The 12,048-nt window shown below is 69.4% G+C and carries 9 protein-coding genes; 4 read left to right on the top strand and 5 right to left on the bottom strand.

Features of this window, described 5'->3' with window-relative positions; all coding sequences use genetic code 11:
- Positions 1 to 30: 30 nt before the first annotated feature.
- The 5 genes from ED92_RS35670 to ED92_RS35690 all read right to left on the bottom strand — a co-directional run bounded on the left by ED92_RS35670 (position 31) and on the right by ED92_RS35690 (position 6,991).
- Entirely contained in the window at positions 31 to 1,236 is a 1,206-nt protein-coding gene (locus tag ED92_RS35670) for an acyl-CoA dehydrogenase family protein (RefSeq protein WP_037346277.1), read from the bottom strand.
- A 188-nt stretch (positions 1,237 to 1,424) separates the two neighbouring features.
- Positions 1,425 to 2,621 (bottom strand): GNAT family N-acetyltransferase, encoded by a 1,197-nt coding sequence (locus tag ED92_RS35675; protein WP_037346279.1) that lies wholly within the window; start codon positions 2,619 to 2,621, stop codon positions 1,425 to 1,427.
- Between the two features lie 31 nt (positions 2,622 to 2,652).
- Positions 2,653 to 4,353: an ABC transporter ATP-binding protein gene (locus ED92_RS35680; RefSeq protein ID WP_037346280.1), complete on the bottom strand. Its 1,701-nt coding sequence runs from the start codon at positions 4,351 to 4,353 to the stop codon at positions 2,653 to 2,655.
- Entirely contained in the window at positions 4,350 to 6,092 is a 1,743-nt protein-coding gene (locus ED92_RS35685; RefSeq protein WP_037346281.1) for an ABC transporter ATP-binding protein, read from the bottom strand. Before ED92_RS35685 ends, ED92_RS35680 begins: the two co-directional genes overlap by 4 nt.
- Complete coding sequence (locus ED92_RS35690) at positions 6,089 to 6,991, bottom strand: alpha/beta hydrolase (protein WP_052121086.1); 903 nt, start codon at positions 6,989 to 6,991, stop codon at positions 6,089 to 6,091. Before ED92_RS35690 ends, ED92_RS35685 begins: the two co-directional genes overlap by 4 nt.
- Positions 6,992 to 7,087: 96 nt before the next feature.
- Here ED92_RS35690 and ED92_RS35695 point away from each other — a divergent pair, with 96 nt between their 5' ends.
- The 4 genes from ED92_RS35695 to ED92_RS35710 all read left to right on the top strand — a co-directional run bounded on the left by ED92_RS35695 (position 7,088) and on the right by ED92_RS35710 (position 12,048).
- Positions 7,088 to 8,122, top strand: a complete 1,035-nt coding sequence (locus ED92_RS35695; protein WP_037346283.1) for a CdaR family transcriptional regulator — start codon at positions 7,088 to 7,090, stop codon at positions 8,120 to 8,122.
- Positions 8,123 to 8,271: 149 nt separating this feature from the next.
- The gene (locus ED92_RS35700; RefSeq protein ID WP_037346286.1) at positions 8,272 to 8,988 is read left to right on the top strand and encodes a trypsin-like serine protease; all 717 of its coding nucleotides are present in this window, start codon (positions 8,272 to 8,274) and stop codon (positions 8,986 to 8,988) included.
- Between the two features lie 170 nt (positions 8,989 to 9,158).
- A complete protein-coding gene (locus ED92_RS35705) occupies positions 9,159 to 10,952 on the top strand; it encodes a hypothetical protein (protein WP_037346288.1) in 1,794 nt (597 codons plus the stop codon).
- A gap of 13 nt (positions 10,953 to 10,965) precedes the next feature.
- Entirely contained in the window at positions 10,966 to 12,048 is a 1,083-nt protein-coding gene (locus ED92_RS35710) for a MoxR family ATPase (protein WP_037346290.1), read from the top strand.

Here is a 12,048-nt window from a genome sequence, read left to right on the forward strand (position 1 = left end):
CGGTGTGCCCAGAAGTCACTTCGCCGGGACTCAGGTGTACCAGGTGGGCTCCGGGAGTTCGTTCAGCAGCGCGTAAGCACCGACTTCCCGGCGTTTGTACGCCACCGGATCGTGCAGGGAGTGCGTCCGCAGATTCCGCCAGAACCGGTCCAGACCGTATTTCGTGGCGCTCGCGCGGGCGCCGGTCAGCTCGAAGATCTTCGTGCCGATTTCGAGGCCGGTGTCGATCACGCGCTGTTTGGCGGCGGCGATGAGGACCGCGATCTCGCCGCGTGCCTCGGGGGTCAGTTCCTCGCGCGGAGCGTGCAGAACGGCGGAGATCGCGGTGCCGGCCTTGTCCACCAGCGCCTCGGCGGCCCAGAGCTTCGACTGGAGATCACCGTAGCCGTCGAGGATGTACCACTCCTCGCCGGCGGATGGCTTGTTGTCGCCGCCGTACGGCCATGCCCGGGTGTGCTCGCGCGTGTACGCCAGCGCGGTCTCGAGGGCGCCCTGTGCGATGCCGAGATAGAAGTTGGCGAACACCAGCTGGATCGCCGGGACGTTGAGCGTGTTGTAGGTCAGCGGGTGGAACTTCTTGTCGACGTAGCCCGCCGCGCTCGTCCAGGGGACGCGCACGTCGGTGATGGTCACGCTGCCCGATTCGGTGAGCCGCTGGCCGATGTTGTCCCAGTCGTCGTGGAAGACGATTCCGTCCTGGTCGGACGGGACGATCGCGAAAATGTGGTCCTCGGTGCCTTCGAGGACGCCTTCCAGCACGGTCAGATCCGAGACTTTGCTCCCGGTGGAGAACGACTTGTGTCCATTGTAGACGATCTCGTCGCCGTCTTCGGTGATCTTCAGATCGGAATCGCGGGGGTTGACCGCGCCGCCGAAGAAGAAATCGTTTCGCGTATACAGTTCTTCGACGGCGGCGATCTGGTCGTCGGTCGCCACGAGGCGGGCGGCCCAGGCCCAGAGATAGTGGTAGCCGAGCAATTGGCCGATCGAGCCGTCACCTCGGGCGACCTCGCGGATGACGCGATAGGCGGTCTCCCAGCTCTGGCCGCCTCCGCCGTGCTCGACCGGGCCGAGCAGCGTCACCAGGCCGGATTCCTTGAGCAGCCGGACTTCCGCGTAGGGCGTTTCGTTCTTCCGGTCGCGCTCGGCCGCGTTCACCGCGAGTTCCGCGGCGACCTCCTTCGCGGCCGACAGCCATTCATGGGCGGATCGGATCCGGGGCTCGGTCGTGGTCATGGGGTGAATTCCGTTCTGTGCGAGGGCGAACGGGAATTCCGGGCAGGGCGGAGCGCCCGGAATTTCCGGGTGTTTCTCTAAGATGAGCGACACTTGTTCAGGCCGTACAGCGCATGCGTCCGAGTAGAGCAGTGGCACTTTGGGGTGTCAACGAACGTCCGCGCTCTGAGACCGCGCCCTTCTCGCGATCAGAACCAGTGCAGGCAGTGCGGCGGACGCTCGGTGCGGAACAGAGCGTCGGCCATCGCCGCGGCCTCCGGGTGATGGGCGCGGATGTGGCCCGCCCGCACGAGTGTGCTCGGAGTGGTACCGCCGAGATAGATCGAGCCCAGATCGCTCACGTCGAGGGACAGATCGGGTTCCCGCTCCGTCGGGACACAGGCCGCCTCGCCGTCCCGGACGGTGAGCAGATGGCGGCCGTGCTCGCCGAGCGCCGGGTCGCCGACGTCGAGGACGAGCTCGCCGTCGGTCGGCCAGCCGCGGGCGGTGAGCGCGCGGGGGACGTCGAGCAGCCGCACCCACAGCCAGTCCGTGTCGCCGCCGAGTTCGCCCGCGCGGAAGTCTTCGAGCTGCCAGCGCAGCGGATCGTCGAGCGGACGGTGCTTGAACACGACTTCGCTGACGAGGTCGTGCCCGAGCAGGAACCTGGCCAGTGCCGTCGACACCGCGTCGTCGGTGGCGATGGTCTCGTCGACGGTCAGGGTGTCGGGTTCGGTGAGTGAATAGGAGGCGTAACCGTCCGGGACGCCGTCGGCGTCGCGATGCACGGCGACGTGACGCTGAGCCCGGGAGATCGGGGGTTGCCCGGCCCCCGCTTCCCACCAGCCGTGCGGGCGCGACAGCGCGCCGGGCCTGGCGCGGCGATACCGGTCGTAGACCGCTTCCAGGAGATCGCCGCAGTCGGCCCGGCGCAGCAGTTCGATCGAGCCGCTGGCCACCTCGGCCGCCCGGGGGACGGCGAGGGCGGCCCGGTGGCGCTGCACCGTCAGGCGCCGGGTGTAGGTGGCCGGTCCGTAGCCGAACCGGCGGTAGATCAGGGCCTCCGACGCCAGCAGGACGGAGAGGAATTCGCCCCTGGCCCGGAAGTCGGCGAGCTGGTGCCGCATCATCGCGCTGAGCACGCCTTGCCGACGATGCGAGGGCAGGACGCCGACGGCGGTCACCCCCGCGGCCGGCACGACGACCTCACCGGGCAGCGTCAGCTCGAAGGAGTACGCGGCGGCCGTGCCGACCGGTCGCCCGTCCTCGGACACCGCGAGCAGGCCGCGGTCCATTTCGAGCGCGGACCAGGTCTCGCCCGCGGTGTCCGGGAACCGGGCGAAAGCGCTGAACATGGTGTCGACGAAGACGGCGCGGTCGTCGGCGGTGGTGGAACGGATCTTCATGGGCACAGTGCATTGCCCTTGCCCGGCGGCGTCAAGCGATTTGCGGTTCGAGGAACCCGGCGTACCGGCCGCCGAGCCTGGCCAGTTCGCCGTGGCTCCCTTCCTCCGCGATCCGGCCGCCGTCCAGGAAGACCACGTGGTCCGCACGTTCGACGGTCCGCAGCCGGTGCGCCACCATCACCACGGTCCGGCCCGCCATGAGCCGCTCGATCCCCTCGTGGACGGCCGCTTCGTTGACCGGATCGAGTGCGGAGGTCACCTCGTCGAGCAGCACGATGGGCGCGTCCTTCAGCAGGGCGCGCGCGATCGACACCCGCTGGCGTTCACCGCCGGACAGCGACGCGCCGCCCTCGCCGACGTTCGCGGACCAGCCGCCGGGCAGCCGTTCGATCACCTCGTCGAGGCGGGCCGCCGACGCCGCGGCCCGCACCTCGGCGTCGCCGGCGTCCGGACGGCCCAGCCGCACGTTCTCCTCGATCGTGCCGTCGAAGAGGTAGACGTCCTGGAACACGATCGCGATGCGGGACATCAGGTCGTCGGTGCTCATCATGCGGACGTCCACCCCGCCGACGCGCACCGCGCCCGAATCCACGTCGTGGAACCGGGCGAGCAGCTGCAGCACCGTGCTCTTCCCGGCGCCCGAAGGGCCGACGAGGGCGAGCTTCTGTCCTTCGTGGACGGTCAGCGACAGGCCGTCGAGCACCGCGCGGCCGCCGCGGGTGAAGGCGGCCGACTCGAACTCCAGATCGTGCCGCTCCGGCCGGACCGGTTCCGGCGGTTCCGGCAGCGGTTCGGTGCGCAGCAGCGCGTCGAGCCGCACCAGCACCGAACGCGCGCCGCGGAGTTTGCCGCCGATGTCGGTCAGCGAGAGCAGCGGATCGGCGCAGCGCGTGGCCAGGACGAGGATCGCCACGACCTCGGCGGCCCCGATCTGCCCGCCGAGCGCGAGGAACGCGCCCAGCGTCAGCAGGACGGTGAACAGCGCCTGCACCGTGAACGTCAGCCCCACGATCCCGGGCAGCGCGGACAGGGTGGACCGGCGGTTCGCCCGCTGAACCTCCCGCAGCGAGTCGTCGAGCAGCCGGAATCGTTCCTCGGCCCGCCCTCCGGCGCGCAACACCGGCTGGGCCTGCAGGTACTCGATCACCCGGCTGGTCGCCTCGGTACCGCGCCGGGCGGCCTCCTCGTCGGTCGCGGCCGACGAACGGCCCGTCCGCACCTGGATCACCGCCACGACCGGCACGGCGATCAGCGCGGCCAGCCCCAGCCGCCAGTCGAAGGCGAGGATCACGAACACGATCGTCAGCGGGGTGACGCAGGCGGCCACGAACGGGGCCAGCAGATGCGCGATGACGCTCATCGCCCGCAGGACACCCGGTCCGGCCAGCGCCGACACCTCGCCGACCCGGTTCCCGCCGTACCAGCCCATCGGCAGGCGGGCGAGATGGTCGCCGAGCCGGTGGTACATCCCGCGCAGCAACGTCGTCCCGGTGCGGAAGCCGGAGAGGTCGGCGCGGTAGCGCAGGATCGCGAACACCGAGAAGGCCGCGCCGAACGCGATCAGCCACGGGACGGCGTCGCCGGGAGTGCTCCCGAGCAACGCCCGCAGCAAGGGGACCAGCAGCGCGTAGGACAGCCCTTCGACGACCCCGGTCACCGTCATCAGCGCCACGGTCCGCCGCACCGGCGGGGCGTGGTCGGGGCCGAGGACGCTCAGCAACATCCGGATCATCGAGGTTCCCCCTGTGGTTCGGCGGCGTGCTGGGAACGCCAGAAGGCGGCGAATTTCCCGTTCCGGGTCAGCAGCTCCGCGGGCTTGCCGCGTTCGGCGATGACGCCGTTCTCCAGTAGTACGACGGTGTCGGCGTCGACGACCGTTTCCAGCCGGTGCGCGATGACCAGGATCGTCCGGTCGGCCCGTGCGGTCGCGAGAGCCCGGCGCACGGCCAGTTCGGTCTGCGGATCGGCGAACGCGGTGGCCTCGTCGAGCACCAGGACGGGCGTGTCGGCCAGCAGGGCGCGGGCCAGCGAGATCCGCTGGGCTTCCCCGCCCGACAAGCCGGTTTCCTCGTGCAGCACCGTTTCGTAGCCGCGCGGCAGTTCGAGGATCCGGTCGTGGATGTTCGCCAGGCGGGCGGCGCGCACGACGTCGTCGAGATCGGCGTGCGGCACGGCCAGCGCGATGTTCTCCGCGACCGACGCGCGCAGCAGACGGACGTCCTGGAACACGAAGGAGACCTTGCGATACAGCTCCTCGCCACTGATCTCGCGCAGATCGACGCCGCCCAGCAGGATCTTTCCTTCGGTGGGGTCGAAGAACCTCGGCAGCAAACTGACCAAAGTGGACTTCCCGCCGCCGGACGGGCCGACGAGGGCGGTGACGGTGCCCGGTTCGAGGACCAGGTCGATGCCGCGCAGGACTTCACGATCGGCCTCGTAGCCGAACCGGACGTCGCGCAGCTCGACGCGATGCCCTTCTGGCACAAGGGGATTCTCCGGTTCCGGCAGGGGTCGCACGCCGAGCACGTCGCGGATCCGGCCGGTCGCGCGCCGGGCGGCCTGAAGGTCGTCGAAGCCGTGGCCGAGTGCGGCCACGGGGGCGGTCAAGCCCAGGCCCAGCACGAGGAACGGCAGGAGATCGACCGGGGCGAGGCCGCCGCCGGTGATCAGCAGCGTGCCGCCGATCAGGACCACCAGCAGGACGAACGGCGGCGACAAGGCCAGCTGCATCCCCGCCGCCGGCCCGGCCATCCCTCGTACCCATCGGGTGAAGGTCGCGACGAAATCGTCCGCGGCGGTGCGGAACCTGCGGTGGGCGCGGCCCGCTCCACCGAACGCCTTGACCACGGCGATGCCCTGGACGAATTCGACGACCGAATCCGAGATCCCCGCCATACCGCGGTCGAACTCTTCCTGCTCGCGCAGCCGGGAGGGCGTCATCATCAACGGCACCAGCGCCACCGCCAGCACGACCGGGATCAGCGTGATCAGGGTGAGCCGCCAGTCGATGGTGAGCAGGTAGCCCAGCGACACCAGCGGGACGACGAAGGCGGAGACGAGTTCGCCGGGCGTGTGGGCGATGAACGGGTGCACGGCGCCGACGTCCTCGCCGACGACCTTGGCCAGCTCCCCGGTGCGACGCCCGGAGAACCAGCCGATCGGCACGCGGCCGAGGCGTTCGGCGAGCAGACGGCGGAAGGTGAGCTGGACCCGGCCGTCGAGCAGATGCCCGATCCCGGACGACGCGGCCGTGAGCACCAGCCGGACGAACAATCCGGCCGCGCCCACGATCACCGCGGTCCAGACCCGGCCTTCGTCGACCGGGCCGGGCGCCAGCAGCGCCCGGCCCAGTTCGACGACCGCGAGCAGCGGCGCCAACCCCGAGATGGCGCCGATGATCTGCAGGACGACGACGGCGGCGAAACTCCCGGCGAACGGGCGCAGCAGCCGGGCTGTCGTAGGCGCCGTCATGACTCGGCCAGCGCGCGGCGCAGGACGCCGCCCAGTTCGTCGATCTGGCGGCGGGACACCTCGGCGGACAGGATCGCCTGTGACCCGTGGAAGGTGCCCGGCCAGTGGTGCAGCTCGACCGAAACCCCCGACTGAAGCAGACGAAGCGCGTACTCGATGTTCTCGTCGCGGTTGGGGCAGAGCTCGGCGGAGGCCACGTACGCGGGCGGCAGCCCGGAGAGATCGGTGGCCCGCGAAGGGGCGGCATACGGCGAAGGCGCGGGCTTTCCGGCCAGGTAGTGCCCCCACGCGGCGGTGATCTTCGCGCGGTTCATCCACGGCGTGTCGGTGAAGTTCCGCGCCGACCACGACTCCTGCCGGTCGTCGAGTCCCGGCTGGTTGAGCAGCTGGAAGCAGATCCGCGGGCCGTCTTCGTCGCGGGCACGCAAGGCCGTCGCCGCCGCGAGCCCGCCACCCGCGCTGTGCCCGCCGATCGCGATCCGGTCGGGGGAGACGCCGAGTTCGGCCGCGTGGTCCGCGGTCCAGGTCAGCACGGTGTAGACGTCGTCGAACGCGGCCGGGAACGGGTTCTCCGGCGCCAGCCGGTACTCGACCGAGATCACCGTCGCGCCGGACGCCTCGGCGAGCCGCGCCGCCCAAGGGTGTTCGGTCTCCAGGTTGCCCATCACCCAGCCGCCGCCGTGCAGCCAGATGATGGCGCCCCGCGCCTCCCCTGGCCGGTAGATCCGGATCGGGACGCCCGGATCGCCGGGCACGGTCCGATCTTCGACCTGCATGGCCGAGGTGTCGGGCCGCGGCACCGACATGGCCAGCTTCGCGAGCTTCTCGCGGTCCGCGATCGGGTCGTCGAGGTTCGCCGCGGGGAACAGGGCGATGAAGGCTTCGAGTTCGGGGTCCATGACGACGATCCTTCCCGCTTCCGGTCCCGAGGGCGGCCGCCATCCGTCGCGTGTGATCGCCCCTTCGTGCGACGATCGCCGCGTAGGCTCGCCGGCATGGAGGCATTGGCCGCGCGGTTGTCGCATTTGGATCCCGACGTAGAGGGCGCGATCCGGGTCGTGATGTTCTACGACACCCTGATGCGGCGCCGGGTCGACCTTCCCGCGCTCGCCCGCGCCACCGCGGGATTGGCGGAATGCGCGGCGGGTATCCGGCTGCACAGCACGGGGCGCACCATCCGCATGGCCCCCGACGGACGCGAAGCCGCCCCGGCCTCCGTACCCGCGTCCATCACGATGGCCGTCACCCTCGACGACGAGGAGATCGGCACGGTCTGGCTGGAACGCGAGGGGGAGACCGCCGCCCTCGACGAAGCGGTGCTGGACCGCCTCGCGATCGCAGTGGCGACGGTCGTCGAACGCTACGGCCCGGCCCGCACCACCATGGCCGATCCGGCGCTGGTGGAACTCGTGATCAGCTCCGCCAGTGACGACGCCGCCAGGAACCGGGCCTTGCGGCTGCTGGGTTTCCCCGGTGACGCGCCGATCCGCGTGATCGCCGTCCGGTCCGGGCTCCCGCTCGAGAAGATCGGGGGCCTGATCTGCCACGGGCGCCCGGTCAAGGCCGCGTCACTCGGCGACGTCGGCATCATCCTGGCCGCCGCGGTGGATCCGGCCCGGTTCCCCGAAGACGTCCGCGCGGGGATCGGTGACGCCGAATGCCCGCACCGGTCCTGGCTGGACGCGACGACCGCGCTGCGGTTCACGACCGCGCGCCGTCCGGTGATCCACTATCGCGACCTCGGAGCCCTCGCGCTGCTCGCGCGGATTCCAGAGGAGGACACGCGGGCCAACGCCGACGTCGTCGCGATCACGAAGCTGGCCGCGGATCCGGAGGACCTGCGGACGCTCGACGCCTACTGCGCCACGGGTTCCGTGCGCCAAGCCGCCGATTCCCTGCACCTGCACCACAGCAGTGTGGCGCGGCGGCTCACCCAGATCGGCAAAAGCCTGTCCGTCGATCTGACCGATCCGCTCGGCCTGACGCGGGTGAGGCTCGCCCTCACCGCTTGGCGCCTGCTAGGCGAGTGACTACCTAGTGATCTTCGCCGGGCCCTCGAAATAAATAGGTAGCCCACGCGAACTTTCGTCGGTTTCCGGCTTCCCTTGGCACGACACAGAATCAGCGCGTTCGTCCCCACTGAAGCGGCGGGATCCCCGCCGCAGAAATGAGTCGGAACATGCGACTGCGCTCCCTTGTCCTGCTCGCCGGCACCGCCTTCATGGCACTGCTCGGCTCGACCGCCCCCGCCGCGACCGCCGCCGAACCCTCGGGTGTGCAGCCGATGATCATCGGTGGTCAGTACGCGCAGAACGCTCCCTGGGCGGCCCGGCTGTTCGTGAACGGCCAGCAGAACTGCACCGCCACGATCATCGCGCCGCAGTACATCCTCACCGCCAAGCACTGCGTCGCGAGCAGCGGCAGCTACACGTTCCGCATCGGCAGCCTCGACCAGCAGAGCGGCGGCACCATGGCCACCGCGGCGAGCATCACCCGCCACTCGGGCGCGGACCTCGCCATCGTGCGGCTGACCAGTTCGGTCAACGCCACCTACTCGCCGCTCGGCACCACGAGCAACGTCGCCGTCGGGCAGAACGTCCAGGTCTACGGCTGGGGCGCGACCAGCCAGTGCGGTTCGGAGATCAACTGCCAGTCCCGTTACCTGAAGGTCGCCACCGTCCGGGTCAACTCGGTCAGCTGCAGCGACTACAACGGCGGGGTCGCGGTCTGCGCGAACCGCGTCGACGGCATCACCGCCGGCGGTGACTCGGGCGGTCCGATGTTCTCCGGTGGCCGTCAGGTCGGCGTCGCCTCGACCAGCGACCGGTCGAACAACACCGCGTACACCAACATCACCCGCTACCGCAGCTGGATCCAGCAGGTCGCCGGAGTCTGACCCCTTTCGTGAGTGGTGAGGACGGTTCCAACCGTCCTCACCACTCACGAGCGTTAACACCGAACCGCAGCCTCCTATTTGTCAATTGACACTCAACTCCGGGCCGGTCGACGCGATAATGTGGCGGTCGGCGCCGGTGGGTCGGCGCCGTGGACCTTGGGAGGGGGCCAGTGGCGCGACCGACGCGGGCTCTCGACCGCACGATCGTCGTGGTGGACGTCGTGGGGTTCACCGCGCCGGACCGCAACCGTCTCGACCGGCTGGCCGTGCACCAGGGCATGTACGAGGTCTTGAAGATCGCGTTCGCCGAAAGCGGTATCGACTTCGATTCGTGCGCGCACGAGGACCGCGGCGACGGCGTCCTGGTCCTGCTTCCGCCGGGTACGACCAAAAGCCTGGTCGCGGACCTGCTGCCGGATCGGCTCGGGGTCGCCCTCCGCCGGTACAACCACACGCGGACACCGCAGGCGCAGATGCGGCTGAGGGTGAGCCTCAACGCCGGCGAAGTGATCGGCGACGACAACGGCTGGGTCGGGGACGCGGTCGATATCGCTTTCCGCATTCTCGACGCGCAACCGGTGAAGGACGCCTTCGCCGAATCCGATCGGATGATCGCCTTCATCTCATCGGAACGTTTCTTCGCGGACGTCATCGAGAAGGACCCGGGTTTGTTGCCCGAGTTGTACCGTCCGCTACCTGTTTCGGTGAAGACGTTCACCGGAATGGCTTATTTACGGCTGCACGGGGAAGCCATCGCGGATTCGGTCGTGGTGCGCGCCGAAGAACTCTTTCCGGCCGACGTGGCCGGTCCGGTGCTGGAGTTGGTCCCCCGCAAGGATCTGGTGGGCCTGCGTCGCCATCTGACCGGAATGAGGATCCCGAATCTCGCGATCATGGTGAGCCGTGCGCTCGGCCCCGCGGTCCAGCCGCCGCCGCTGGACGGCGTCACCGACGCGTGGGAAGCCTTTCAGCTGCTCACGGACTTCAACGCGGGACCGGACGGCATCCCGCCCGCGCTGACCTTTCTCGGGCTGCTGGCCGAAAACGCGGAAGGCAAAGCGGACGCGATGATCGAGGGCTGGCTGGCGAACCAGGCCCGGTCCCTGCGGCTCGCTCCGGCGCTCGGGCATCAGCGGCTGACCAGGCCGCCGATTCCGGACCGCCCCCATCTGCATCTGATGATCATGCTCGAACCGGTTTCCGCTGATCCGACGCGGTGCACACTCGCGTTCTGGAGACAGGACGATCCGGACGTCTGGCCGCCGCCCCTCGGCGGCGTGCGTGAAATCGAAATCGAAGAAGCCGAGCTCAGGGTCGATGACGTCATCCTGGAGACCGAGGCGGTCTGGTCCGGTCAGAGCATGTCCGCGTCGGTGGAATTCCTCCTGCCCAGGACATTGATCAATTTGCCGGTGCAGCGGTGGGCGAAGGAGCATGAGACCGGTCAGCCCCAGCCGTTGCGCTACGGGTACCGTCTCGGAATACGCTCTTTGGAGAGGATGCGGGCGAGGCATTGGCATCGCGCATGGCATGTTCGCTGGGATTCGATGGTGAAGGACCCCGCCGCCGACCGGCTGCACTATTCCGGTTGCCCGGAGGTCGAGGATCACCCGATCGACGCCATCCTGAGCGACGAGCACTGGGTCGGTCTGGTATTGGCGAAACCCCCGTCGCCCCAAGCGAAACCGGATGGGCCGCCGGACGAACTGACGAGCGCGCTCCGCAGCGGCCTCCCGGTCGTGCTCTGGCATCCGGACGCCGAGCCGGAGACCCTGCGCGAGTTGCTCGACTGGGTATTGGCCGCGGAGAGCGGTTTCAACGAACTTCCGGATCGTCGCAAACTGGCGAATTCCGGTATGGCGGTACCGTTCAAGAATTCTCTGGCTCACGATCTGGTGGTAATGTGGGACGACCCCAAACGCGTGATCGTTCTGGACCAGCCGTTGATCCCGACTCGACTGTAAGGGGATACCGCGGATGAGCGGGAACGATCAGGACGCGGCCGTGGACGGCCGGACCCCTCGGCTCGACGCACCCGATTGGTGGATCTACCGGGGCACCGGGATGCCCATTCACGACATCGATCTCGCGCAGTTGCTGCCCGCGCCACCACCGTGGCGGTCCTATCGCGGTGATCCGCCGCCGGAGAACGACGTACCGCCGCCGGACGACGGCGAGGCGGAACGCCGTCTCGGTACCGCGTTCACGCTTTCGGAGCAGGACGCCGACGCCGCCGAACTGAACATGGTCAACGCCGCCCTGTATCTGCGGCGCCCGTTGCTGGTCACCGGGAACCCGGGCACCGGGAAGTCCAGCCTCGCGTACCGGATCGCCAGGGAACTGGGGCTGGGCAGGGTGCTGCGCTGGGCGATCACCAGTCATACCGCGCTGAGTTCCGGGTTGTACGGCTACGACGCGATCGGCCGGGTCCAGGCGGCCGCGACCAGTCAGGCCCAGCGCGGGGACGAGGTGGAGGAACCGCCGATCGGCGATTTCGTCCGGCTCGGCCCGCTCGGCACCGCGTTCCTCCCCAGCAGGTTGCCGCGCGTCCTGCTGATCGACGAACTCGACAAATCCGAGGCGGATCTCCCCAACGATCTGCTTTCGATCTTCGAGGACGGCGAATTCTCCATCGAGGAATTGACCCGTGTGCGCAACCGGCATCCCGAAGTCACCGTGCACACCGCCGACCCGCAGCGCACCGCCGTGGTCCGCGACGGCCGGATCGCCTGTCACGCCTTCCCGATCGTCGTCATGACCAGCAACGGGGAGCGGGAGTTCCCGCCCGCGTTCCTGCGCCGGTGCCTGCAGTTGCGGATCGAGAACCCGGACGAGGAGCAGCTCGCCGCGATCGTGGCCGGTCATCTGGTCGGCGAGAACGGTGAACACCGCGACCGGCTCATCCGGGAATTCGCCGAACGGAGCAAGGCGGAAGGCGGGCTCCCCACCGACCGGCTGCTCGACGCCGTCTATCTCGCGACGTCGGGCGCGTACCAGCCGGATCAGGAGGCATGGCCGCGGCTGGTGGACGCCCTGTGGCAACGACTGACGGTGCGGTGA

Source organism: Amycolatopsis sp. MJM2582, from assembly GCF_000754115.1.
Lineage (GTDB): Bacteria > Actinomycetota > Actinomycetes > Mycobacteriales > Pseudonocardiaceae > Amycolatopsis > Amycolatopsis japonica.